Source organism: Nocardiopsis prasina DSM 43845 (assembly GCF_000341265.1).
Classification (GTDB): Bacteria; Actinomycetota; Actinomycetes; order Streptosporangiales; family Streptosporangiaceae; genus Nocardiopsis; species Nocardiopsis prasina.
Map to the genome: position 1 here is coordinate 1 of NZ_ANAE01000089.1, position 25,216 is coordinate 25,216.

At 71.9% G+C, this 25,216-nt stretch carries 24 protein-coding genes; 13 read left to right on the forward strand and 11 right to left on the reverse strand.

What is annotated here, in order from left to right; translation table 11 throughout:
• Positions 1 to 84: 84 nt before the first annotated feature.
• Positions 85 to 495 (reverse strand): DUF2000 domain-containing protein, encoded by a 411-nt coding sequence (locus D452_RS0106585; RefSeq protein WP_026129031.1) that lies wholly within the window; start codon positions 493 to 495, stop codon positions 85 to 87.
• A gap of 110 nt (positions 496 to 605) precedes the next feature.
• On the opposite strand from D452_RS0106585, the gene D452_RS0106590 reads away from it, so the two are divergent.
• Positions 606 to 1,061, forward strand: coding sequence for an Lrp/AsnC family transcriptional regulator (locus tag D452_RS0106590; protein ID WP_017543357.1), 456 nt, complete (start codon positions 606 to 608; stop codon positions 1,059 to 1,061).
• Positions 1,062 to 1,073: 12 nt separating this feature from the next.
• Here the strand turns inward: D452_RS0106590 and D452_RS0106595 are convergent, their stop codons facing one another.
• Together D452_RS0106595 and D452_RS0106600 are read right to left on the reverse strand one after the other, a co-directional pair.
• Positions 1,074 to 2,063: a GNAT family N-acetyltransferase gene (locus D452_RS0106595; protein ID WP_017543358.1), complete on the reverse strand. Its 990-nt coding sequence runs from the start codon at positions 2,061 to 2,063 to the stop codon at positions 1,074 to 1,076.
• 69 nt (positions 2,064 to 2,132) lie between these two features.
• Positions 2,133 to 2,621 (reverse strand): anthrone oxygenase family protein, encoded by a 489-nt coding sequence (locus D452_RS0106600; protein ID WP_017543359.1) that lies wholly within the window; start codon positions 2,619 to 2,621, stop codon positions 2,133 to 2,135.
• Positions 2,622 to 2,852: 231 nt separating this feature from the next.
• Between D452_RS0106600 and D452_RS31660 the strand changes: the two genes are divergently transcribed.
• A complete protein-coding gene (locus tag D452_RS31660; protein ID WP_026129032.1) occupies positions 2,853 to 4,469 on the forward strand; it encodes an OmpA family protein in 1,617 nt (538 codons plus the stop codon).
• Positions 4,470 to 4,679: 210 nt separating this feature from the next.
• On the opposite strand, the gene D452_RS0106610 is transcribed toward D452_RS31660, so the two are convergent.
• Positions 4,680 to 5,318: a DsbA family oxidoreductase gene (locus tag D452_RS0106610; protein ID WP_017543361.1), complete on the reverse strand. Its 639-nt coding sequence runs from the start codon at positions 5,316 to 5,318 to the stop codon at positions 4,680 to 4,682.
• Between the two features lie 240 nt (positions 5,319 to 5,558).
• On the opposite strand from D452_RS0106610, the gene D452_RS0106620 reads away from it, so the two are divergent.
• Positions 5,559 to 5,954, forward strand: coding sequence for a winged helix-turn-helix transcriptional regulator (locus D452_RS0106620; RefSeq protein WP_017543363.1), 396 nt, complete (start codon positions 5,559 to 5,561; stop codon positions 5,952 to 5,954).
• Between the two features lie 4 nt (positions 5,955 to 5,958).
• On the opposite strand, the gene D452_RS0106625 is transcribed toward D452_RS0106620, so the two are convergent.
• Positions 5,959 to 6,435 carry a DUF6194 family protein gene (locus tag D452_RS0106625; protein ID WP_017543364.1) on the reverse strand — a complete coding sequence of 159 codons (477 nt, stop codon included), beginning with the start codon at positions 6,433 to 6,435 and terminating at the stop codon, positions 5,959 to 5,961.
• 414 nt (positions 6,436 to 6,849) lie between these two features.
• Here D452_RS0106625 and D452_RS30240 point away from each other — a divergent pair, with 414 nt between their 5' ends.
• A complete protein-coding gene (locus tag D452_RS30240) occupies positions 6,850 to 7,140 on the forward strand; it encodes a hypothetical protein (protein ID WP_152498533.1) in 291 nt (96 codons plus the stop codon).
• On the forward strand, positions 7,116 to 7,478 hold the full coding sequence (locus tag D452_RS0106630; protein WP_017543365.1) for a hypothetical protein: 363 nt from the start codon (positions 7,116 to 7,118) through the stop codon (positions 7,476 to 7,478). Before D452_RS30240 ends, D452_RS0106630 begins: the two co-directional genes overlap by 25 nt.
• Positions 7,479 to 7,481: 3 nt before the next feature.
• Here the strand turns inward: D452_RS0106630 and D452_RS0106635 are convergent, their stop codons facing one another.
• On the reverse strand, positions 7,482 to 8,375 hold the full coding sequence (locus tag D452_RS0106635; protein ID WP_017543366.1) for an ADP-ribosylglycohydrolase family protein: 894 nt from the start codon (positions 8,373 to 8,375) through the stop codon (positions 7,482 to 7,484).
• A 181-nt stretch (positions 8,376 to 8,556) separates the two neighbouring features.
• On the opposite strand from D452_RS0106635, the gene D452_RS0106640 reads away from it, so the two are divergent.
• The 7 genes from D452_RS0106640 to D452_RS30995 all read left to right on the forward strand — a co-directional run bounded on the left by D452_RS0106640 (position 8,557) and on the right by D452_RS30995 (position 18,893).
• A complete protein-coding gene (locus tag D452_RS0106640; protein ID WP_017543367.1) occupies positions 8,557 to 9,738 on the forward strand; it encodes a dual specificity protein phosphatase family protein in 1,182 nt (393 codons plus the stop codon).
• A 218-nt stretch (positions 9,739 to 9,956) separates the two neighbouring features.
• Positions 9,957 to 10,688, forward strand: coding sequence for a septal ring lytic transglycosylase RlpA family protein (locus D452_RS0106645; protein WP_017543368.1), 732 nt, complete (start codon positions 9,957 to 9,959; stop codon positions 10,686 to 10,688).
• Positions 10,689 to 10,955: 267 nt separating this feature from the next.
• Positions 10,956 to 14,543 carry a TM0106 family RecB-like putative nuclease gene (locus tag D452_RS0106650; protein ID WP_017543369.1) on the forward strand — a complete coding sequence of 1,196 codons (3,588 nt, stop codon included), beginning with the start codon at positions 10,956 to 10,958 and terminating at the stop codon, positions 14,541 to 14,543.
• A 329-nt stretch (positions 14,544 to 14,872) separates the two neighbouring features.
• Positions 14,873 to 15,196 carry a hypothetical protein gene (locus D452_RS0106655; RefSeq protein WP_017543370.1) on the forward strand — a complete coding sequence of 108 codons (324 nt, stop codon included), beginning with the start codon at positions 14,873 to 14,875 and terminating at the stop codon, positions 15,194 to 15,196.
• A gap of 10 nt (positions 15,197 to 15,206) precedes the next feature.
• Positions 15,207 to 15,737, forward strand: a complete 531-nt coding sequence (locus D452_RS0106660) for a hypothetical protein (protein WP_017543371.1) — start codon at positions 15,207 to 15,209, stop codon at positions 15,735 to 15,737.
• A gap of 64 nt (positions 15,738 to 15,801) precedes the next feature.
• Positions 15,802 to 17,049, forward strand: a complete 1,248-nt coding sequence (locus tag D452_RS0106665) for a tyrosine-type recombinase/integrase (RefSeq protein ID WP_026129034.1) — start codon at positions 15,802 to 15,804, stop codon at positions 17,047 to 17,049.
• A gap of 152 nt (positions 17,050 to 17,201) precedes the next feature.
• Complete coding sequence (locus D452_RS30995; RefSeq protein WP_017543373.1) at positions 17,202 to 18,893, forward strand: hypothetical protein; 1,692 nt, start codon at positions 17,202 to 17,204, stop codon at positions 18,891 to 18,893.
• 95 nt (positions 18,894 to 18,988) lie between these two features.
• Here the strand turns inward: D452_RS30995 and D452_RS0106675 are convergent, their stop codons facing one another.
• Positions 18,989 to 19,531: a membrane protein gene (locus tag D452_RS0106675; RefSeq protein ID WP_017543374.1), complete on the reverse strand. Its 543-nt coding sequence runs from the start codon at positions 19,529 to 19,531 to the stop codon at positions 18,989 to 18,991.
• 236 nt (positions 19,532 to 19,767) lie between these two features.
• Positions 19,768 to 21,216, reverse strand: coding sequence for an amino acid permease (locus D452_RS0106680; protein ID WP_017543375.1), 1,449 nt, complete (start codon positions 21,214 to 21,216; stop codon positions 19,768 to 19,770).
• A gap of 518 nt (positions 21,217 to 21,734) precedes the next feature.
• Between D452_RS0106680 and D452_RS0106685 the strand changes: the two genes are divergently transcribed.
• Complete coding sequence (locus D452_RS0106685) at positions 21,735 to 22,529, forward strand: class I SAM-dependent methyltransferase (RefSeq protein WP_017543376.1); 795 nt, start codon at positions 21,735 to 21,737, stop codon at positions 22,527 to 22,529.
• 73 nt (positions 22,530 to 22,602) lie between these two features.
• Here the strand turns inward: D452_RS0106685 and D452_RS0106690 are convergent, their stop codons facing one another.
• From D452_RS0106690 to D452_RS0106700, 3 genes are all read right to left on the reverse strand, one after another.
• Positions 22,603 to 23,394 (reverse strand): alpha/beta fold hydrolase, encoded by a 792-nt coding sequence (locus D452_RS0106690; RefSeq protein WP_026129035.1) that lies wholly within the window; start codon positions 23,392 to 23,394, stop codon positions 22,603 to 22,605.
• 8 nt (positions 23,395 to 23,402) lie between these two features.
• On the reverse strand, positions 23,403 to 24,224 hold the full coding sequence (locus tag D452_RS0106695; protein ID WP_026129036.1) for an exodeoxyribonuclease III: 822 nt from the start codon (positions 24,222 to 24,224) through the stop codon (positions 23,403 to 23,405).
• 50 nt (positions 24,225 to 24,274) lie between these two features.
• The coding region (locus tag D452_RS0106700; RefSeq protein WP_026129037.1) for a tyrosine-type recombinase/integrase at positions 24,275 to 25,216 on the reverse strand (942 nt) is incomplete at its 5' end.

Below are 25,216 nucleotides of genomic sequence, written 5' to 3' on the forward strand. Positions count from 1 at the left end.
CCCATCCGGTACCCGGACGCCTTCGGCGTGTGATCCACGCGCAGCGCCCCCGTCACGGGACTCCGTGGCGGGGGCGCTGCCCGTTCAGCCGGCCAGGGGCAGCCCCCCGGTCAGCTTGTTGACGTCCTTCCTGGGTCCGAACACCGCCAACCCCACGTACTCCATGTCCGCCGGTTCGGTCCCCGCGAGCCGCTCCAGGTAGTCCTCGTAGGTGCGGGAGCGCCGGGCCACCTCGTTGAAGCCCACCACTGTCAGGTCCCGCTCGTCCGCCAGCGCCTTGATGCGGCGCAACTCCTGGTCGGAGGCGGCCAGGGTCGGTACCGGGTGCGGATTGATCCCGGCGTGCGCGTGGCCGCCCGCGTCCTTGCCGTCGGCCCCCAGCGAGTTCTCCAACCGTGCTCCCAACGCCAGCCCGAGCACCGCGCTGGCGTTGGCGGCCACCGCGAACTCCAGGTCCGAGCGCAGGACGACGACCAGCTTGGTGGACATGCTCATGTACTGCTCCCCGTTCATCTGTCGTGTCGACAACGCTGAAACTAGCCATGGAAACAGTGCCCGGGGGCGATTCCCGAACACTATTCGGCGGCGGGCCTAGACTTCCCCGCATGGACGAACTTGATTCGGCGATCGTGCGGGAACTCCAACAGGACGCTCGGCAGACCAACCGGGCCCTGGCTCACAAGCTCGGGGTGGCGCCCTCCACCTGCCTGGAACGCGTGCGGCTGCTCCACCAGCGCGGGGTGATCCGCGGCTACCACGCGGACATCGACCCGGCGGCGCTCAACCGCAGGGTGGAGGCGTTCGTGTCCGTGGAGCTGCGCCCGCCCAGCCGTCGGGCGATCGAGGGCTTCAAGACGGCGATGTTCGCCCTGTCCGAGGTCCTCGCGGTGTACGTGGTGGCGGGGGAGCAGGACTTTCTGGTGCACGTGTCCGTGCCCGACCTGGACGCCCTGCACAGCTTCCTCATCGATCGGCTCACCGAACGCCGCGAGGTGGCCTCCTTCCGCAGCCAGGTCATCTACGACAGCGCCCGCAAGCACGTCAGTGACCCTTTGGGCTGACCCCGCGGGCCGTCAGTGCGGGTCCAGCCCCTCCTCCACCAGCAGCCGCTCACTGACCCTCTGGTAACCCAGGGAGCGGTTGACCGCGAGCATCGCCCGGTTCTCCTGGTTGATGGTCACCGCCACCGCCTCCACGTGCGGGAACAGGTCGTGCACCCGCAGCGCCTGGGTCGCCTTGACCCGGCTGGCCAGCCCCCTGCGCCGGTGCGTGGGCAGCACCGCCGTGTCGTGCTGCTCGGCCACCACACCCCGCGTCACCGTGCTCACCGTGGCCGCGACCACCTGGTCCGACATACGGTCCAGGGCCGCGCCCACCACCAGCCGCGAACCGTCCAAGGTCATCTGACGCTCCCACTCGCGGACCCTGGGCACGTCCCAGGCGTGCGCCTCCCCCTGGAGTGCGGCCCCGGGAGCGTCCAGCAGGTGGGCCATGACCCGCCCGAAGGAGGCGGCCATGTGGTCGGGCGCCGGACCCTCCCAGTGGGTGAGCCGGTACCCGCGCGCGGGCGTGGCGGCCAGGCTCCAGCAGCGGCGCAGCGTGGGTTCGTCCAGGTACTGCTTCTGGAGCTCCAACCGCAGCAGGGTGCGCAGGTAGGGGCTCGCGCGCGCGAAGGACTCGCCGGGTTCCCCGGCCAGCACGGTGCTCTGGAGGCGGTCCATCCCCTGGGCGCGGGCCTCCTCCACCACGGCCTCACGCAGCCGGCGGCCGGTGCCCCGGCGCCGCACGTGGTCGGCGACGAACAGGCGCAGGAACCCGATGCGCGCGTCGTGGTGCTGGTGGCGCAGCTCGGCCACACCGTGGATGGGGTGCCCCGGGGTGATCCGGGCCGCCCAACGCCAGGCCCGGCCCGCGCGCCCGGCGCGCAGACGGGTGGCCAGTTCCTCCGCCGGTGCCGCGCTGCCCGACAGCGCGGACTGCCCGTCGGTGTACACCGAACTCCAGGCGGCGAGGTCGGCCGTCGGGGTCGCGGCGGGGTCGAAGGTCTCAATGTGCGGACTCACCCCGTCACCGTTTCACACCAGGGGTCGCCACGGCCCGCAACGCACTGGCCGAAGGGCCGCGGAGACGGTTCAGGCGGGAAGAAGGGCCATGACCGAGCAGACCAGCGCCGCCACCGAGGCCAGGGAACGCACGTTGTTCCACCGCACCCACCCCGGCTCGAAGGCGGCCCGCACCGCCGCCGGGTCGCGCAGGCGCTCGGCCGTACCGGCCTGGTCCAAGGAGTTGTTGCGGGGCACGTTCACGGCGAAGGTGACCACCACCGCCGCCAGGAGCAGGGCCAGACCGGCCCCCGACCAGACCAGGGGCCTCAGGGAACCGGAGGAGGCGTACAGCGCCGTCGACCCCAGCGCCGCCACCGGCGCCCCCACGAAGACCACCGCGAACAGCGGGTTCAGGATGGCCGTGTTGATGCCCTGCATCGACTCGATCATCGCGCGGTCGCCAGCGCGGGCCAGCCCCGGCATGACCGCCATCGAGAAGGACAGGAACAGACCCGCGAACAGGCCGGTCAGCACGGCGGCCAGCACCGGCACCGCCCCGAACACCATCTCCGACATGGGAACGTGCCCGCCCTTCCTCGTCCGTGCCGCCCACGGGTCACGTGACGCCCCCATCCAAGCACTCCTGGGCGTTCGGGGCCACGGAGGCAGGGCCCCGCTCCCCGCTTCCGCGCACACCCGTGAACGAGCTCCCGCAACCAGACGGCCCCGCCGCGCGTCTGACCGGCTGACCAATCATCCCGGCACCCCGGCCGGAGCACGGCACCACCACGAGGGAGTCCCCCGACCATGTCCCAACGAGCCCTAGGCGTGACCGGTGTGGTCATCGCCCTGAGCCTGGCCCTCAGCTCCTGCGGCCTGGTCCGCGACCTCACCGGCGAGGGAGGCGAGGGGGAGACCGCCGCCTCCGAGGAGGCCGCCGAGCAGGTGACCGCCGAGGACGTCGAACTCCCCTTCGTGCGCCAGGGCCGCATGTTCGTCGAGGGCGGCAACGACGTCGCCGTGGAGATCACCGTCGAGGCCCTGGAGCACGACGGCGAATACCTGATGATCGACTTCAGCCGCACCATCCTGGAGACCATCACCGGCGAGGAGATCTCCTACGCGGGCGCCCCCGTCCGCCTGGTCGACCCGGTCTCCGGCGAGGTCCTGCTCCCCGTCACCGACGAGGAGCACGGCGAACCCTACGGCAGCTACTTCATCGAGGGCAGCGACCTCGTCCCCATCCACGAACACCTGGCCGCGCCCATCCGCCGGTACTTCCCCGCCCCCAGCGAGGACGTGGAGTTCCTGACCCTGACCGGAATGACCGCCGGGCACGTGCCCGGCGTCCCCGTCAGCTACGTCGACGAGTTCACCCAGCTCCCCGAACCCGACGTGCACGACTACATCGACCCCGAGACCTGGGTGATCAACGGGGACCTGCCCGAGGACGAGATCGTCTACCCCGAGACCGCGCCGGAGCCCGGACTGGACACCGCCGAGTTCGTCCAGTCCATGGAGAGCTTCGTGGACAGCTCCACCGCCTCCACCACCCGCGCCGGCGACGAGGAGACCATCGCCCTGCACGCGGACAACATGTTCGCGTTCGACGAGTCCGACCCCACCGACGAGGCCGTGGACACCATCAGGGAGGCCGCCCAGTCCCTGCGCGAGAACCTCGGCGAGGACGTGGAGGTCACCGTCGTCGGCCACACCGACGGCAAGGGATCGGACGACTACAACCAGACCCTGTCCGAGGAGCGCGCCGAGGCCGTGCGCGCTCTGCTGGAGGAGGAACTGGGGTCGGACTTCACGCTGACCACCGAGGGTCGGGGCAGTGGCGAACTGCTCGCTCAGGAGGGCGGGGACGACGACGAGGAGGCCCGCGCCCGCAACCGCCGCGTCGAGTTCTCCTACGAGGTCCCCATGGCCGACAACGGCACCGAGGAGGGCGGCGGCCTGGAGGCGGCCAAGCGCCACGTCGGTCCTCCGGCGCCCTACTTCGAGGAACTGGACCCCTTCACCACGGTCGCCCACGAGGACCTGGACCTGAACGTCTACCCGATGGTGCGCGACGGCGCCTACCTGTTCCAGATGGTGGGCTTCCAGAACTCCACCCTGTCGGACCTGGAGGCCGACCTGGAGGGCGACGAGGCGTTCCTGCCCGGCAGTCCCCAGCAGTACACCGAGGGCACCATGGGCGGTTTCCGCCTGGAGGAACCCGACACCGGCGTGATCCGTTACGTGATCCGCATCCGCACGGGGGAGGGCGAGTACGAGGACTTCGCCGACGAGATCCTCACCCTGTCCCCGGGCGAGGAGTACATGGCCCTGGCGGTCTTCCCCGCCCCGAGCCCGGACGTGGCGGAGATGACCCTGTACGCGGGCGCCTTCGGCGAGATCCCCGGAGTCCCGATCCAGTAGCCCGTCCACGCACCGCGCCGCGGCCCCGCCCTCCTCACCGGGGGAGCGGGGCCGCAGTGCGTACGGGCCACCGGCACCCCCACCGCACGGGGGGACGGTCGCCACCGCCACGACCACCGGATCCTTCGGGTGAACCCTCACCTCCGCCCTCCTCCCGTGCCCTCGGCAGGGGTGAGACGACCTGCACCGACAGGGGATTCGGCCGCGGAGTCAGGCCCCTTGGGCGTAGGCCTTCTCCAGTGCCGAGGTGAACACCTCCAGCGGCTGCGCGCCCGAGACACCGAAGGCACGGTCCATCACGAAGAACGGCACACCGGTGGCGCCCAGGGCACGCGCGGTACGGATGTCGTCCTCGACCTCGGCGGTGTAGGCGTCTCCGGTCAGCACGGTGCGGGCCTCACCGGCGTCCAGGCCGATCTCCACGGCCAGCTCCACCAGGGTCCGCACCTCGCCCAGGTCACGGGCCTCCACGAGCTGGGCCCGCATCAGTCGCTCGTGGGCCTGGCCGCCCAGGCCCCGTTCCCTGGCCAGGTGGGTGAGCCGGTGGGCGTCGAAGGTGTTGACCATGACCGCACTGTCGAACTCGTAGTGCAGCCCCTCCTGCGCGGCGATCTCCCTGACCTGCGCCGTCATCGCACGGACCTGGTCGGGGGTGGAGTTCGTCTTCGCCGCAAGGGAGTCCAGGACCGGCTCGCTCACCCCACGGGGGAAGCCGGGGTCGAGCTGGAAGCTGCGCCAGACGACCTCGACCTCGTCGGCGTGCTCGAACCCCTCCAGGGCCCGCTCCAGGCGCCGCTTGCCGATGTAGCACCACGGGCACACGATGTCGGACCACACTTCGATCTGCACGGACGTTCCCCTCACAAGCAGCTTCCGTCCGAGCACGCGGGCGCGTCCTCGGACCCCAACGTCACCAGTCCGCCGACCACGGGCAGGGGCGTGTGGCCCTCATCCTGCTCCGGCACCGGCTCGGGCGTGCTCCGCGTCCGCGTGTCGCTCACACCCACCACCCCTCACATACTTCTTGTGCGTAACCTACTGATCAGTGAGTATGCAGGTAGGACAGGCCGACCTCAAGAAGGAACTTTCATGTCCGCGACGAACACCGGTGTTCCCCTGACCAAACGCGACCTCACCAAGGGCCCCGAGGACTGCCCCGTCCGCGAGGTCCTGGACCGGGTCGGTGACAAGTGGAGCGTGCTCGTCATCGTCATGCTCGGCCAGCGCACGCACCGCTACAGCGAACTGCACCGCGCCATCGACGGGATCAGCCAGCGCATGCTGACCCTGACCCTGCGCGCCCTGGTCCGTGACGGCCTGGTGGAGCGCACCGCGCACGCCAGCGTCCCGCCGCGCGTGGACTACACGCTGACCCGGCTCGGACACACCCTGCTGGAGCCCCTCACCGCCCTGGACCGCTGGGCCAACGACCACCGCGATGACGTGCGCGCGGCACGGGAGCGCCACGACCGTGAGAACGGCTGACCCCTCAGCCTCTGGGACGGTACCGGGCGGCGGCCCGGTCCCTGGCCAGCACCAGCAGTTCACGGATGCGTTCCCCGGTACGCGGACCCGGGTTGAGCACCGAAACCCACCCCTGGGCGGCGTAGACCGGATGGGGGAGCAGCCGGTCCAGCTCGGTGAAGTCGATCCCGCCCCGATGTTCGGCGTGCGCGGCGGGGGCGTGGCCCACCACCTCCTCGAACAGCGCACGCCCCACCGCGGCGTTGACCCGGAACACCCCGGGCCGGTCCAGGTCGGAGTCGGCATCGAAGCCCGGATAGTCCCTGGTCACCACGGTCGCGAACGGCGTGAAGCCGTCGCGTTCGCGCGCCCGGCCGTCCGGGTCGTACAGGAAGAAGGAGTCGCCCCAGGCGATCTCGGGCGCCCCGCTCTCCCGGCTCGCGGTCATCACGTCGACCTCGCCCAGTCCGTCCACGAACCGGATGACCTCGTCCTGGTCCATCACGCCCCCTCACAGAGTCAGGGCGGCCCCGCGCCACCCACCTTCAAGTGTGTCATTTAAGTCCTTTTTGAGACTTTCCCTAGCGAAGTCGCACCAAAGAGGCCACCCCCTGGCCGCCAACCCTCAAAGCCTTGGGGAGTCATCGCCCGCCCCCTGGCCACCCGTCGGCATCACAAGCGCCGGGCCCCACGCCGTGGCCACCCCGGTCGGACACGCGGCCCCTCCAACACGAGCGCGACCGCGTCGCCACCACCGCGCCCACCTCGGCCCACGCCTTGCCGCACGCCACCATCGACGCCACACTCGGCGAGGACGCCCCCGCCCCCGACGTCTGAGGCCACGGATCAGACAGGCCACGCCCAAAACCGCACCAAGGGCATGGGGACCCCAGGTCAGGCGTGGGACACTCACCGCATGGCCGCACCGAACCCCGGCCCCCGCCGGCGCCGAACCCACGTGGACCCACGGGAGCTGCGCCCCTCCCGTGCCTGGTTCTGGGTGGGCGGCACACTCCTCGCACTGTCCGTGGTCGCGGGCGCCGTCCTGGTCACCCTCCTGTTCGTGCGGGCCGTGGCCCTGCCCGAGTTCGCCGCGAGCACCAGGGCTCCCAGAGCGCCACCTTCACCGTCCAAAGCACCCAGGGCGATCAGGGATGGCTCCTGTACGGCTCACCCCGGGGCGTGGACCACACCGCCTGCACCCTGACCGACCCGGACGGAGGCCACCCCGTCTTCGCCTACCCCACCTTCAACCACCAGGTGGAGGAGGAGAACCGGTCCTGGGCGATGATCGGCACGGCCACCCTGACCCAACCGGGGGAGTACACCCTCACCTACCAGGGCACCGACGACGTCCGCTTCGGGATCGCCCCCGACGCCCAGGCCACCGGCACCCTCGTGACCGGCCACTTCGGAGCCCTGGGATCGCTACTGCTCCTGCCCGCGCTGGGCGTCTCAGCGGGACTGGCACTGATCGTCGTCACCGCCGTGCGCCGCCAACGCCACCGCGAACGCCTCCTGTACCCGCCCCGACAGCGCCCCTGACGCTCAGCCCAACGCCCACGCGGGCAGGGGCTCGGTGCGCTCCACCCACTCACGCGGCAGCGCACCGGCGGGCAGCCCCGCCCCGAGCACACCCGCCACGATCGCGCACGTGGTGTCCATGTCCCCGCCCGGCGCCACCGCCGCCCACAGCGCCGACGCCAACCCCGACCTGTACCGGGCCGTCACCCACAACGCGAACGGCACCGTGTCCAGGGCACTGACCCGGGACCCGTTGCCCAGCTCACGGGCCACACCGATCGAATCGGTGGTGATCAACAGCGCACGGGCGTCCCGCACCGCCTCACGCACCCGCCCCTGGGGCAGGCGCTCCACCACCCGGTCCAGGAACGGGCCCGCGCCCAACAGCTCGTGCCGCGCCACCAGGGCCGCCGCCAACGCCACCGCCACGGCCCCGTCCACCGCCTCGGGGTGGGTGTGGGTCACACGCGCGCTCACCTCGGCCTGGGCGGCCACCTCGTCCAGATCCTCGGCGTACCAGGCGCCCAGCGGCGCCACCCGCATCGCCGCCCCGTTACCGAAGGACCCCGCCCCCTCGAACAACTCCGAGGCCAGCGACCGCCAGTCACCGCCCTCCCGGACCAGCCGCAGCATCCGACCCGTGGCCGGACCGTACCCCCGGTCGAAGTCGTGGTGGTGGGCGAAGGAGGACGCCAACCGGTCGGCGTCCACCCCGACGCCGCGCCGCACCTCGGCGTAGACCGACGCCGCCATCTCGGTGTCGTCGGTCCACTGCCAGGGACCGGGAGGCAGCTCCCGGTCGACCAGGCGGGAACGGTTGTCGGGAACGAAGAACTGGGAGCCGAAGGCGTCACCCACGGCGAGCGCGGACAGGGAGGCCAGAGCGCGCACCGGGCGCGCGACGTCGATGGTGTGCATAGCACCTTCCATCCTGACCACCCCGGCGCCACCTGTCCACGCCCCACCCGGGTCGGGGTTCCGGCATGGCCACAACCGGCAAGGCGGGTGCCGGGGCGACCTCTCCAGGGAAGACCACGGGTGGACCCCGACCCCACCCGGGCCGGGCTCGCCGCCCGACCCCGCACCGGACAGGAAAACCGTGTCCCCAACACCCATCCGCACTCGCCCCGTCGAGGAACCCTCCCACGACCGCGCCGTCGGCTCCCTCCTGGGCGCCGTCGCCGCGGCGGCCCTGGTCGGCACCCCCGCACCCCCGGCCCAGAGCTTCGCCGCCGCCGCGACCACCCCCGCCATCCCGGGCTCGACGGAGGGAACCGGAGCCGAGCCACTGGCCCACCTGGTCCGCGCCACCCTGCGCCACGGCTCCGCCCCTCCAGGCGCCGCCCCGGAGCAGGCCGTGTGGGCACGGGCGCTGCGCTCCCTGGTGCTCACCGGCGCCGCGCCCACCGACGAACCCGTGCTGGAGCACACCACCAACGACGACCCCCTGGGCGCCTCCTGGCGGGCCCTGACCCGTACCCCCCAGCCCGTGGACGGTCCCTCCCGGGGCACGTTCGCCTGCGCCCACCTGGTGGACACGGTGTGGGCGGCCTACCACTCCCACGGCGACCTGGCCGCGATGTACACCGGCGCGCTGGCCGGGGCGCGGTGGGGGGCCTCGGCCCTGCCCCTTCAGGCCGTGCGCAGGCTCAGCGAGCACACCGACCCCCACGCGCTGACCGTCGCCGCCCTGGTGGCCCTCAACGGTTCCCATCCCGACCGCTGGCCCCAGCTGCCCATCCGTGAACGGGCCGAGCAGCGGCTGCCGCCCTTCGTCGTGCCCCACCCCCTGGATCCCCAGGTGCTCCTCGGCAACCTGGACTTCCTGCGTTCCCGCCCCAAAGAGGTGGACGCGGCCGTCTCGCTGTGCCGCACCCACCCCGAGGACGCCCCCCACCTGGCCGGCCCGGACTGGGTGCGGGTGTGGCTGCACGACACCCCGGGCCGCAATCCGAACCTGCACTTCACCCTGGACGAGGCCGCCTCCGCCGTGGCCGCCCTGCGCGCCGAGGGCAAACGGGTACTGCTGCACTGCTGGGCGGGGGCCTCGCGCACCCCGGCGGTGGCCGCCCGCTACGCGGCCGCCACCCTGGGAGCCCCACCCCTGGAGGCCATGGCCGCCCTGATCCCCGCCGTGGGCGGACATCTGGACAACCCCACCCTGTCGCAGGCGGTGGCCGAGCTCAGCGGCCTGGACCTACCCAACCCGCTGACCAGCCTCTTTCCGCTGGGGTTGCCCCCGCGTCGACCCGAACTGAGGACGTCCCATATCAGTGGGTGATAAGTTCCACAAACCGGCACTTTCCGGTACCGTTACCCTCGCGTTACCCCTAGGCTCTGCGCCCGGACCCCGTGCCAAGCCACCGGCGGTCCCCGCTGTCTCCCGTGCTCGGCTCCACCCGCTTCCGGGGCCCGCACCACCTGGCGCACCGCGCCTCCCACGGCCGCCGTGCCGGGAGGTCACCGCCACGCCCCTGTTCCCGTTCGAAGGACTGTGTTGTGGGCACAAACGAGCCCCAGATCCCGCCCGCCGACGACCATGACGCGGCCACCGAGGCCGCACCCGTCGTCGGACCCCGCCAGGCCGCCGCGCGCTCACGCTCACGCCGCAAGCGCGCACTGGTCGTGGCCTCGGCCGCCGGCCTGACCCTGGTCGTGGGCGGAACCGCCGCGGCGGCCGTCCTCATCTCCGGAGCCGACCCGGGCACCGCCACCAACGCCGCCGGAATCCCCAAGGCCCAGCCCCAGACGCTGGTCGTGGAGGAGCCCGAACAGGACACCGCGCAGCCCGAGGACGACCAGGACCGCTCCCAGGCCGGGGCACCCCAGGCCCTGACCGCCTCGGGCTCCGACGTCCGCGAGGAGCCCGAGGAGGAGGAGACCACCGAACCCGAGGCACCCTCCGGTGACTCCGGAGGTTCCGGCGGAGAGAGCACCGGAGAGGGCGGCACCTGCGAGGCCTCCTTCTACGGAGACGGCTTCCACGGCGCCACCACCGCCAACGGCGAGACCTTCGACACCTACGGCATGACGGCCGCCCACAAGACGCTGCCGTTCAACACCATGGTGAAGGTGACCAACCCCAACAACGGCAAGTCGGTCACGGTCCGCATCAACGACCGCGGCCCCTTCATCGCCGGACGCTGCCTGGACCTGTCCACGGCCGCCTTCGACGAGATCATCGGCACCGGCTCCGGTGTGGGCACCGTCGCCTGGGAGGTCGTGAGCTAACCGCCACGCCCACCACGGCACACCCGACGCGCCCCGCACCCTCCACCGGTGCGGGGCGCGTCGCCGTCTCCACCCCCCAACCCGCTGACCTGCGCCGATCACCCCCCACACGCCCCCGACCCCGCGTAGACTCCACCACCGGGGCCACCACCCACCCCCACGCCGGGCCGCCCACCAGCGCACACGGGCCCCCGCACGTCGCCCCGGCATGGCACAATCCCCCCCACCCACCACCGCAGGCACCACAACACCAAGGGGAGTCGGGCGTTGTTCCGCACCACCACCGGCTGGGTCGTCTCACCCACCGACCTCGTCGACACACTGGAGTGCGACCACCGCAGCGCCCTCAAGAGCGCGCTCGCCGCCCACGTACCCGGCGCCCCCCGCCCCGAAGAGGTCGACACCCTGGTCGCCCACCACGGCGACCTGCACGAGAAGGCCGAACTCGAACGCCTCACCACCCTGTTCGGCGACGACCTCGTACGCGTGGAACCCCCCACCGCCGACGACCACTCCCTGGCCCAGGCCGCCCACGCCACCGCCCAGGCCATGGCCGCCGGAGCCCCCGTCATCTACCAGGCCTCCTTCCATCACCCCCTCACCGACACCGTCGCCTTCCACGGACGCGCCGACTTCCTCATCCGCTCCGACCTGGACCCCACCACCGGCCACACACGCCCCAACGCCCCCACCCCCCTCACCTACGAACCCTGGGACACCAAACTCGCCCGCCGCCCCGGCCCCGCCGCCGTGGTCCAGCTCGCCGCCTACGCTCAGGCCGTGTCCGTCCTGCACGGACACACCCCCCAGCACATGCACCTGCTCACCGGCGACCAGCACACCCACACCCTGCCCACCGCCGAGTTCACCCCCATCCTCACCACCGTCACCGACCGACTCCTGGCACACCTGGCCACCGAACCGGCCCTGCCCACCCCCACCTGGGGCCAGCCCCGCCCCGGCTGCGACGGATGCGGCTACGCCACCTGGTGCTCCCAGGGGCGCACCGCCGCCCGCCACCTGTCCCTGGTCGCCGGGCTGCGCACCGACCAGGCCACCAAACTCACCGACGCCGGCCTGGACACCATCGACGCCCTGGCCAGCGCACCCGACGACGCCCGCCCCACCACCCTGCCGCGCCGCTCCTTCGACCAACTGCGCGCCCAGGCCGCCCTCCAGGTCCGCCAGGACACCACCCGCACCCCCGCCAACCCCCAGGGCACCGTCACCGCCGAGGTGTTCTCACCCGAGGGCCTGGCCACCCTGCCCGCCCCCAGCCCCGGCGACGTCTTCTTCGACATGGAGGGCTACCCCTACCACTCCCGCCAGGGCGAACGCGGCCTGGAGTACCTGTTCGGCGCCACCACCGAGGACGCCCAGGGACACGAGACCTTCCACGCCTTCTGGGCCCACGACCGCACCCAGGAGAAACGCGCACTGGAGGACTTCGTCGACTTCGCCACCGCCCGCGTGGACGCCGACGAGAACGCGCACGTCTACCACTACGCCTCCTACGAGGTGGACCGCCTCAAGCACCTGAGCGCCGAGTTCGACACCCGCGAGGAGGAGGTCAACCGGCTCCTGCGCGAGAACCGGCTCGTGGACCTGTTCACCGTGGTCCGCAAGAGCCTGCGCGTGTCCCAGCGCTCCTACTCCATCAAGTACCTCGAACCCCTCTACCTGGACTCCGCACGCGACGGCGGAGTCACCACGGCCGCCTCCAGCATCGACGCCTACGCCGCCTACCTGGCCGCCCAGGAGGCCGGTGACACCGACGCCGCCGCGAACGTGCTGGCCGACATCGCCGCCTACAACCGCGACGACTGCCACTCCACCGCCCGTCTGCGCGACTGGCTGGAGACCCACCGCACCGAACAGGGCATCACCGACCGGCCCCTCATCCAGTTCGAACTCACCGAGGAGGAGGCCGAACGCGCCCGCAAACGCGCCGAGAAGGCCGCCCGCCACGCCGCCCTCACTGAACCCCTCCTCGAACACGTGCCCTCCGACCCCGACGAGCGCACCCCCCAGGACCAGCCCCGCGCCTCCCTGGCCGCCCTGGTCGGCTACTACCAGCGCGAGAACACCCCGCCCTGGCGTGAACACTTCCAACGCCAGAGCGCACCCCTGCAGGACCTGGAGACCGACAGCAACTGCGCCGTCCCCTGGCAGGTGCACGTGGGGGAGTGGGAGGAGCCCACCGGCAGGCGCACCAAGGCCCGCCGCGAGGTGTCCATGCGCCTGGACCGCGCCCACCCCAACCCCTTCACCACCGGCGAGAGCGTCCACCTGCTCCACCCCGGCGCCCCCGGCCAGGCCGCCACCACCCACCCCGCCACCGTCACCCGCGCCGAACCCGACGCTCTGACCCTGGTGGAGACCGCCCACCCCGACGAGACCGTCTCCCGCGCACCCGTGGCGGCCCTGCCCGGCTCCCCGGTGGACCCCAAACCCAAGGACGGCGCCCTGGAGAGCGTCGCCCACACCGCCGTCGCGGGCCTGCCCGAGTGGCCCCACCACCCCGGCCTGGACGTCCTGCGCCGCCTCCCCCCGCGCCTGCACCCCCCGGGGCCGCTGCCCGCACCCGAACAGGGCGACCTCATCAGCGCCGCCATCACCGCCGTGGACCGCCTGGACCACTCCTACCTGGCCGTCCAGGGCCCGCCCGGCGCCGGCAAGACCTACCTGGCCGCCCAGCTCATCACCCACCTGATCAAGGAGGGCCGCAGCGTCGGCGTGTGCTCCACCGGCCACAAGGCCGTGGAGAACGTCATGGCCGCCGCCCTGCGCGCCGCCGCCCACCAGGGCCTGGAGGTCGCGGCCGCCAAACGCCCGCGCGGCGGCAAGAAGGACCCCGACGCCCCCTGGGAACAGCCCTCCAGCCAGAAGGTCCTGGCCAACTGGCGGACCAAACGCGCCGCCCAGGGACAACCCGTCCTCATCGGCGGCACCGCCTGGGGCATGTCCGGCGCCGACACCATCGCCGACCCCCTGGACGTGCTCATCATCGACGAGGCCGGACAGTTCGCCCTGGCCGACACCCTGGCGGTCTCCGCCTCGGCCCACAACCTCGTCCTGCTCGGCGACCCCCAACAACTGCCCCAGGTCGTCCAGGGCGTGCACACCGAGGGCGCCGACGCCTCCGCCCTGCAACACCTCATGGGCGAGGACGCCATCATCGACCCCGCCCTGGGCTACTTCCTGGACCAGACCCGCCGCATGCACCCCCACGTGTGCGCGCCCGTCTCCGACCTGTCCTACCAGGGCCGACTCCAGGCCCACCCCACCACCGCCCACCGCACCCTGGGCACCCCCACCGCACCCAGCGAGCTCGACCCGGGCGTGTACACCCTGCCCGTCCACCACACCGGCCGCACCACCCACAGCCCCGAGGAGGTCCAGGCGGTGGTGGCCGCCGCCCGCCACCTGGTCACCGAACACGTCACCACCGACCCCGACCAGGGACCCCGCCCCCTCACCGGGCACGACATCCTCGTCGTGGCCCCCTACAACCTCCAGGTGCGTACCCTGCGCCAGGCCCTGGCCCACGCCCAGGAGGACACCCCCGCCCTCGAAGGGGTCCGGGTGGGCACGGTCGACAAGTTCCAGGGCCAGGAGGCCGCCGCCGTCCTGTGCTCCATGACCACCTCCGACGCCGCCGAGACCAGCCGCGGCCCCTCCTTCGTCCTGGACCGCAACCGGCTCAACGTCGCCCTGTCCCGCGCCCAGGTCCTGGCCCTGGTCGTGCACTCACCCGACCTGCTCACCACCGCGCCCCGCACCATCGACGAACTCCGCCTCCTGGCCGCCTTCACCGGACTGGTCACCGCCGCCCGTCCCTGGCCCCACCGGTGACCCCCGCACCATGAGAACCACCCCACACGCCGACGCTCCCGGGTTTCGGACACCCCCCAGGTGGAGTACGTTTTAGGGAGCACACCACGCCCGACACGCGAGCGCCCGGCGCCTCGCGTGGGCGGGCCACGGCGTGCGCACGCGAGGGAGTGTTCCGCGGATGCTTTGCCAGGCTCCTCCGAGCCCGCGCCCACCGGGTCGCGCGGCACGGCCACAGCCACCCCGGTCTCGCGCCCGCACCGGCGAACACGACCCAGCCCACCCCCACACCCGTTGGTGGGCCACGCCGCCCTGGCCCGCCACCGTTCTCGAAAGGCACCACGGCCCCCGTGTCTGAACGTCCCTCCTCCTCCGGCGGTGGCCGCAACACCCGCCACCCCACCGGCATCCGTGTCGTCGTCATCGTCCTGGCCCTGCTCGCGCTGGCCCTGGGCCCCCTCGGCTACCTGATGGGCGTCGACGCCGACTCCCACGCCGGTTCGGCCGCCGAGTGGTTCACCCTGGCCTTCGGCGCGGCCGTGGGCCTGCCCTTCCTGGCCGCGGCCGTGGCCACCGTGGCGGGCGACCGCAGGGCCGCCCTGTGGTCCCTGGCGCTGCTGGTCTGGCCCGTGGTGTTCGTGGTGGTCATCCACCTGGCCGGTCTGGCCGGGTAGGCTCCCGGGAGTGTCACCCAAGAAACGCAACCGCCGCAAGCCCCTCCAGGGGCCGTCCGAGCCCACCCCGGCCACCGAGCAGGGCCGTGTCGAACCCGGGCAGATCCCGGACAGACGCCCCGTGAGCCGGACCCCGGTCACCGTCGCCGACCCACCCGACCGCCGGGTGACCGCCCTGTGGGTCCTGCTGTGGTCACTGTGGGCGCTGGGCAGTCCGCTGGCCCTGCTCGCCCTGCTCCTGGCCGGGCTCAACGCCTTCGACATGACCGCCGACCCCATCGACCCCGGCGCCGTACCCGACCCGGGGCTGCTGGCCGAGCAGGAGGCCCAGGCGGTGCGCGCCATCGGCACCGCCCTGATCTGGTTCCTGATCATGGCCTGGGTCGTCCCTGCCGTGGGGGCCGTCACCGCCGCCATCCTGCGGCGCAGGATGGCGGCGATCTCCTTCGCCGTCGCGCTGGCCCTGTCGGTGGGCCTGCTGCTGTTGACCGTCTCACCGGTCGAACTGTGGGGAGCGCTGACCACCCACCTGTTCGGCTGACCCCCGGCCCCCACCGCCCACTCGCCCGCCCGCCTGCCACTCCCGGGCCCCCACCCGGGCCACAATGGAACCCGTGGACACCACCGACCCCTCCCTGACACCCGAGCCCCGGGCCGAGATCGCCCTGCCCACCACTGTGCGGGCCCGCCTGGAACACCTGGACCCCGGCGTCCTGGTGGACACCCGCGCCCTGGAACGGGTCCGTGAGCGCTTCGACGCCGAACAGGCCCACACCCTGGGCCGGTACCTGACCAACGCCCAGTCCCCGGCGACCCTGCGCGCCTACCGCGCCGACTGGACCTCCTTCGGCGCCTGGTGCCTGGCCGAACAGCGCACCTCCCTACCCGCCGACCCCGTGGACGTGGCCGTCTACCTGGCCGCCTGCGCCGAACAGCGCGGCGAGGACGGCGCCACCTGGGCGTTCTCCCCAGCCACCCTGGAGCGCCGCTCGGCCGCCATCGCCGCCGTCCACGGCGCCCACGGCCTGGACTCACCCACCCGCGCCGAGGTGGTGCGCATGACCCTGCGCGGCATCCGCCGCACCCGCAGGGCCCGCCCGCGCCGCAAGGCCCCCGTGGTGCTGAGCACCCTGGAGTCGATGCTGGCGGTGCGCCCGCCCGAGGGCCACCCCGGGGGCGTGGCCCGCAGGCGCGACGCGGTGCTGCTGCTGACCGGCTTCGCCGGGGCGCTGCGCCGCTCGGAGCTGGCCAAGCTGAGCTTCGACGACCTGGAACTGCGCACCGACGCCGCCTCCGGAGCACCCACCCTGGTGGCGTCGCTGTGGGCGACCAAGACCGACCAGGAGGGCAGGTCCCACCAGCGCGTGGCACTGCCCCGGGGACGCCACCGCCTGACCTGCCCGGTGTGCGCCGTGGCCGACTGGTCGGCGCTGGTGGTGGTGCACCGCGACGGCGGCAACGAGGCCGTGCGCGCCTGGCTGCGACGCCCCCGGCCCCCCGAGGCCGCACCCGCCCACTCCTGTCAGGACCTGACCCGCCTGGAACTGGCCGACGGCACCGGCCGGCCGCTCCTGCCGGCCGTGGACCGACACGGCCGCCCGGCAGAGAAGGCGATGACCCCCAAGGCCGTGGGCAACCTGGTCAAACGCTACGCCGAACGGGCCGGGCTGGACCCCGACGACTTCGGCGGGCACTCCCTGCGCGCCGGGTTCGCCACCCAGGCCGCCCTGGGCGGGGCCAACGACCGCGAGATCATGCGCCAGGGCCGCTGGACCAACGCCCAGACCGTCCACGACTACATTCGTACCGCCAACCCGCTGGAGGACAACGCGGTCACACGACTGGGCCTGTGACCCCGCACAGGCCGTGTGAGCTGCCACTCAACGAACACTCACTCATCTCGAATCACCAACAAACCCACCAGCAACGCCCGATACAGCCCATTAAAGTGCGATCCTTCCCTGATGAGACATTAGGTTGGTTGCGTGAGAAAGGGGACGGACCCATGGTCGACGAGTTTCGCGCGGCATTCCAAGAACTGATCGACGCCTCCGTCGCCACCGACCCCCAACAGTTCCCACCCGCCGTCCACAAGGTCTACCTCCTCGCCTCCCAGATCCCCGCCTCCGAACGGGAACTGGCCCTGGAGGCCCTCACCCCCCTGCTCTCCGGAGACCACGCCGCCCCCGGCATCATCGCCGACCTGTCCGTGGTCGCCGGAGCCCTGGTCGAGATGGGCACCGACCCCGGCCCCGCCGGCATCGAGACCCTGCACCGCCTACGCACCATGGGCAAGGGCGCCATCGTCTTCGTCCGCGCCTGGGAACGCACCGGAGGCGGACCCCCACCCGACCCCGACGCCGTCACCGCCGACGCCGAGGCCCGCGTGGCCGCCGAACTGGGACCCGACGCCCCCGCCGCCACCATGTGCTGGTGGACCATCCGCCGCCACGGCCTGGCCGCCCGCACCATGCTGGGCGAACCCGGCGTCCGCGCCCACACCAGGCGCGACCCCTCCCTGCACGCCGAACTCGTGGCCATCGCCAACCAGCTCAGCGACCAACTCACCGAGTTCGACGAGGTCCGCGCCCTGCTGCGCATGGCCGAGGCCTCCTCCGCCCTGGTCATGGACCGCACCTCCGGCCGCGCCTTCCGCGTCCTCTTCGACGGCATCAGCGACAACTTCCAACTCCACACCCTGCTCGCCGACGCCCTCATCGGCCCCCACGGCCAGGGCCTGCCCGGCGACCCCCCGGACCCGCGCTGGACCGCCTCCTTCCGCGACGGCCCCGTCGACCCCGCCGCCCAGACCGTGTGGGGCTGGTGGAACCTGGTCGCCCACGACGGCGCCTGGGTCTGGAACGAGGGCGTCCCCGCCGAAATCCCCACCATCGACGGCGAACACGTCCTGGTCCTGGACGAACAGCCCTACCCCCGCTCCTGGAACGCCGGACGACGCCTGCCGCACGTACGCGGCTGGTTGCAGGTGGACTCCGAACTCGACACCGAGGAAGCCGCCCTGTGGTGGAACCGGGTGGCCCCGGCCGAACCCGCCATCCCCGACCCCGACGCCCAGGACCACACCCCCCTGCCCGAACCCGTCGTGCTGCACACCCCCGCGGCCGAGGCCCAGCGCGTGCGCGGGTTCGTCCCCCGGATCGAACCCGAGGACCGGGACCAGCCCACAGGAACCACCCCCGACAGGCACAGCCCCGACGCCGCGCTCACCCCGGCCGCCCCGGAGGGGATCCCCGGGCTGACCGGGACCGTCGCCGGGGACGACCCCACCGGCCTGCCCGCCACCGGGCACGGGAGCGGCTCCGAGGGCACTCTCCGGAGCACCGGGCCCGCCGACGCCCTCCCCGACGAATCCGCCCCGCAGAGCGCTCCCTGGGAGCCGCCCCCGGCCGACCAAGAGCTCCCACCGGCCACCGAACAGCGGGGGAGCGGCGCCCCGGACCCGAGCAGCCGCCAGGACGGTCACGGCACGCCCGCCACCACGCACACCTCCACCGGCTCCGCGGGGGAGGGTACGGCCCGGTCTTCCGAGAAACCCGCCCCCACCGCCCCGGCACCGACCGGGCCAGGGGAGGGGACCCCCGCGCCGGGTGCGCCCTCCACGAGCACGCCGACCGGGCTGCCCCGCATGCCGCGCGGGGTCTCCCAGAGCTCGGGCTGGGGCCCGGCCTGGCGCTGACCGGCCCGGCGAAGGCCGCGTACCCCTATGTCAACGAAAACGGGGCCCGGGAGAGCGTTCTCCCGGGCCCCTCGTGTTCTGGGCTGCCTCAGCCCTCAGGCGTCCTCCAGACGGTGCCGGGGCTGGTGGTGCTCCGGGACGGGCGGCTCGGCTCGGGTCGAGGTGGAACGGGGCCGGTCGTCGTCCCCGTCCTCGTAGAGGCCGTCGAAGTACTCCTCCCGGGAGGGGCCGTCCTCGTCCTCGCGGACCCAGCGGGCGCCCACGAACACCGGAGCGGCCAACACCAGGGCCAGGGGCACGAACACGCCCAGGGGCAGCAGCGTCAGGGCGCCCTCCACACCGGGCAGGACCGGCAGCCGTTCGAGCAGGTGCATGCGCAGCAGGGCTGCGGCGGTCGCCCCACCCACGACCAGGGCGGCGGCGAAGGGCAGCATCGGGGTCAGGCGCGGCGGGACCGCGACCAAGGAGACTAACAGGCCCACGCCCACCAGTCCGGCCACGGCCACGGGGCCGGTGCCCTGGAGGACGTCGGACTGCACGGCGTTCAGGCCCCGCAGGTGAGCGAACGCCCAACCAGTCACCAGAAGTAGGACCGGACCCAGGATCAGGCCGGACAGGAAACCGACGAAATGTCGCACGGGGGTGCTCCTCTCAGGGGTTGCGCAGCACCATAGCGACAAAAACGGAGTTCAGCACCATAACCACCAAGAGGTGCGTTCCGGCCACCCGGGGGTCACCGTCCCGTTCACCCGCCACCACAACCGCCTTCGCACCGCTCACATACCCCCCGCGAACGCGGCGCGGCGCCGCCTCCACCAGGGAGACGACGCCACGCGAACCCTCACTCGGAGCCCGGTGCGGGGACGGGCCCCGCTCACCGGCCGGGGGAGTGGTCCTCACCCTCGGAGCCCTCCGCTCCGCCGACGGCGGCCGACACCGAGCCCGTCCCGGCCACCCGGTCCAGCTCCTCGGGCGTGGCCCGCCCCTCCACACCGAGCACCCGCCGACTGGGCGGGGCGGCGCCCAACAGACGACGCGCCTCGTAGGCCAGCACTGCCACCACCACGGCCGCGACCGTCGCCCACAGCGCCTGACGGTGCTCGGGCAGGGTCGCCATCGCCAGGAAGATCGCCACCAACCCCAGCAGGGTCACCCACGTCAGGTAGGGAAAACCCCACATCCGCAACGTGAGCCGCTCGGGCGCGTTGCGCCGCACCCGCGCACCCACCATCAGCTGCGAGGCGCAGATCGTCAGGAACAACACCAGCAGGATCGCGCCGATGGAGGCCACCAGGAACGCGAACACCTGCCCCGGGAACAGGTAGTCGGCGACCACGGCCGCATACCCCACCACCGTGCCCAACAGGATCGCCCGCACCGGCACCCCACGGCGGTTGGTGCCCCTGAGCACCCGGGGAGCGTCACCCTGGCGGGTCAGCATGAACAGCATCCTCGAGGACGTGTACATGGCGGCGTTGAGCACGCTCAGCACCGCGATCAGCACCACGATCTCCATGATCAGCGCCGCGCCCGGAATGCCCACGATCTCCATGACCACCACGAAGGGGCTGCGGTCCAGGTCGGTGGAGTTCCACGGCACGACCATCACCACCACCAGAATGGAGGCCACGTAGAACAGGCCGATGCGCCACAGCACGTTGGTGATGGCCGACGCCACCCCCCGCTCCGGCTCGGCGCTCTCACCGGCGGCGATCGTGATGATCTCCACACCACCGAAGGCGAACAGCACCACCACCGTCGCGCCCAGCACCGCCACCCAGCCGTTGGGCGCGAACCCGCCCAGGTCCCACAGGTGGGAGACCGTCGCCCCCTGCGCGCCGGTCCACAACCCCAGCGCGTACAACCCGCCCACCAGCAGGAACGCCACGATCGTGGCGACCTTGACGAGAGAAAACAGCGACTCGGTCTCGGCGAAGACCCGCACCGAGATCAGGTTGGCCACCGTCATCGTGAGCAGCACGACCAGGGCCAGCGCCCAGGGCGGCACACCCTGCACCCACTGGCTCAGGATCGCGGCCCCGGCCACCGACTCCGCGGCCACCAGCACCGCGTACATCCACCAGTACAACCAGCCGATGGTGAACCCGGCCCGGGGACCGAAGGCCAGCCGGGCGTAGTCGGAGAACGAACCCCCGGCCGGCACCGACACGACCATCTCGCCCAGCGCACGCAGGGTCAGGAACACCAGCGCCCCGGCCAACGCGTAGGACACCACCGCCGCGGGCCCCGCGGTCTGGATCACCGCGCCGGAGCCGATGAACAGCCCGGCCCCCACCGATCCGCCGATCGCGATCAGTGCCATGTGTCGGCGGCGTAGCGAGTGCGCCAGCCCCGACCCGTCGTCTGTTTGTGTCGCCTCTGGGGGCGAATTCTCACTGCCTGTCACGGACCCACCCTAGGACGCAAGGTTCATCACCCTCCCCACTGACCCCGCGAAACAACCCATCAACCAACGAATGTGAGGCAGACCACCCCACGTGTGCCCTGCCCCGCACCCCCGCACCCCCACCCCACACTCGCGACCCAGGCGACAGACACCCACTCATCACCAAGGACTCACCAACATCGAGACACCACCACCTCCACCCGGGAATCCAGACCGTAAAACCCACGCATCCCAACACCCTCACCGAACGCGGCACACGAGACCCCACCCGGACCCGCACCGCTGCCCACGACACCCACCCCATCCACCCCGGGCGCCCACCCCTCGAAACCCACGACACACCCACGAAACCACTAACAGCGAGCAACAACACTGTTACTTTCGGCAATCACAGGTGGCCCAACACGACCCACACCACCCCGGGGAGCACACCCATGCCCAACACGCCAACCATCGACCTCGACCTCATCACCACCCTCTACACCACCCACCGCGACGACCTCGCCCGCGTCCGCGACCAACAACGCCAGCACTACGCCGACGCCGACCCCGCCATGACCCCCCAACTCGACGACCTCGAAGCCGAGATCACCTACCTCCTCCTACGCCACCACCGCCCCGCCAACGTCGTCGAGATCGGCACCTACTACGGCTGGTCCACCTCCTGGATCCTCTCCGCCCTCCGCGACAACGGCACCGGCCACCTCCACTCCTTCGACATCGTCGACCACGCCACCACCCACGTACCGCACACCCTCGCCGACGACCGCTGGACCTTCACCAAAGGCGACGTCCGCGCCAAGATCACCCACATCCCCTCCAGCACCGACTACCTCTTCATCGACGCCGCCCACAACGGCTGGTTCGCCCGCTGGTACATCCACCACCTCCTGCCCACCCTGCCCGCCCACATCCCCGTCAGCGTCCACGACGTCTTCCACCAGCGCTACGCCCTGCCCTTCACCGAAGGCGCCGTCGTCCTCAAATGGCTCGCCAACAACACCACCAACTACTTCACCGCCTCCGCCGCCCGCGCACCCCACCACCACCAGGCCCTCACCGACCTCAAGACCGAACTCGGCCTCGACACCCCCGTCCGCGACTCCGCCCACAACCCCATGATCTTCTTCCACCTGCCCGAACGCCCCCGCCCCGGCCAGGCCATCCCCAGCCCGCCCCGCCCCCGCGCCCACAACGACGACCCCACACATGACCCCACCCACAGCTGAACACCACCCCACCCACCACGAAGGGGGGCGGCGGGCCACCACGGCCCACCGCCCCCCTTCTCACACACGGCCCTCAGACCCCGTCCGCCTCCAACTCCGACGGCGGGGGATCGACCACACCCTCACGCGCACCCGAATCCAACCCGGCACGCGCCTCACGCACCCCCACCACATCAGCGGCGTCCGACACCATCCGCGAGAAGATCACCGGCTGATCCAGACTCACCATGTGCCCCGCACGCGGAACATTCACCAAACGCCCCTCCACGCACGCGTCGAAGAACGCCTTCTCGTGAATGCGGAAATGGTCCCGCGCCCCGTTCACCAACCACACCGGACCCCCGTACGCCGACAGCGCCGACAACGCGTCGATCGTCGCCAACTCGTCGATCACCGCCGTCGCCGCCTCCACAGCCAGACCACCGTCCACCACAGCGTCAGCCGCACCATCACGCAACGTCAACCGATGGAACCGCTCATTGACCGCCGCACCCTTGTCCGGCAACCGCTCCATCAACACCGCCGGAATCCGGTACACCTGCGCCAACGACTGATCCGGCTGCGCCGTACAACTGGCAGCCACCAGACCGGCCACCCGACCCGGCGCCGCCCCCGCCGCAGCGATCGACACCAACCCACCCATGCTCAACCCCACCAGCAGGGCCCGACCACCCACCGAGTCGATGGCCTCCAACAACGTGTCCACCGCACGCCCCACCGAGAAGTCCTCACCCCGACGAGACCCGTGAGCCGGCAGGTCAGGAGCCACCACCGTGCGCCCCTGCGCCTCCAGGAACTCCACCTGCGGCCGCCACATACTCGACGACGAACGCAAACCGTGCGCCAACACGATCGGAACACCCATCACCGCACCTACTTCCCGGCCCCGTAGGACACCGTCACCGGAGCATGGTCCGACCACCGCTCCTCACGGCTGGGATAACGCTCCACCCGCCCCGACAGTGCCCGAGCGGCCAAACCCGGAGTCGCCACCTGGTAGTCGATCCGCCACCCCGTGTCGTTGTCGAAGGCACGGCCACGATAGGACCACCACGAGTACGGACCCTCCTGGTCCGGATACAGGGCACGCACCACGTCCACGTACCCCGCCTCATCGAACACCCGCGACAACCACGCACGCTCCTCCGGCAGGAACCCCGAGTTCTTCCGGTTCCCCCGCCAGTTCTTCAGGTCCGCCTCGGTGTGCGCGATGTTCCAGTCACCGCACACCACCAACCCGCGACCCTGCTCCTCCACCCGCGCACGCCGCTCCACCAGGTACGGAAGGAACGCCTCCATGAAGCGCTCCTTCTCCTCCTGGCGCGGCGTGTCCACCTCACCCGAGGGCAGGTACAGGCTGGCCACGCTCACCGCACCGAAGTCCGCCTCCACATACCGGCCCGACTCCGCGAACTCCTCCACCCCGAACCCGACCCGCACCTCATCGGGCTCCGCGCGAGAGTAGAGCGCCACCCCCGCACGCCCCTTGGCCTGAGCCGGGCACAACACCACGTGCCACCCCTGCGGAGCCACGACCTCCCGCGGAAGCTGATCGGCCTCCGCGCGGGTCTCCTGCAAACACACCACGTCCGCCTCAGAAGCCGACAACCACGACCCGAACCCCGGATCCTTCTTCGCGGCCGCCCGCAACCCGTTGACGTTGACGCTGGACACAACAAAACTCGACTGGTTCACGCCCCACAGCGTAGCCACCCCCCACCCCCACAACGGCCCCACCGAACCCCTCACCCCGCATCGCCCACCTCCTCCCGAGCCAACCGACGCAACACCCCATACGTCCGGTTCGACCCCGCCGCCTCACGCTGCGCCCGCGCCGTCACCTCGATGTAGGCCTGCGACGACGTCACCGACGAATGCCCCAACAGGTGCATGATCTCGGTGACCGAGGCACCGTCCTCCGCCAACCGGGTCGCGAACGTGTGCCGCAACGCGTGCACCAACGTCCCCCGAGCCACCCGATCATTCACCCCCGCATGCCGGTAACACTGCTTCACCAGGTACTGCAACCCACCCCGACGCAACCCCTCACCCCGGTTGTCCACCAACAACGGATCAGCCCCCCGCACCGGAGCGGCGAACCGCACCCGACGCGTCTCCAGGTAGGCCTCCAACAACGCCTCCAACGGCACCTCGATGGGCAGCACACGCTCACCACCCCCCTTGCCCACCACCCGAATCCGCCGCTCACCGGGCCGCCCACCCAACGACTCCACCCGCAACGACAACATCTCCGCCGAGCGCATCCCCGTCAGCAACGCCAACGCCAACACCGCCAGATCGCGCTCCGGCCACGGATCACGCGCACGCCGCGCACCCCGCGCCAACGCCTCCAACAGCCGCTCCGGGGTGTCCTCACCCATCAACGGCTTGGGCCCCGAAGGCTTCACCCGAGGTCGCGGCACCGCCGACATCGGATTGCCCGCCACCACCCGCTCCGACACCCAGAAGGCGAAGAACCCGTTCCACGTCGACCACGCCCGCAGCACACTCGACGCCGCCCGCTCCTCAGCGAAATCCGCGAACGCCTCCCGCAACACCCCCGCCTCCAGTTCGGCCAACCCCACCCCGGACACATCACGCCCCAACGCCCGCCCCACACACCCCAGGACCCCCAGCAGGTCACGCCGATAGGCCGCCACCGTGTGCGGCGACGGCTTGGCGGGGCG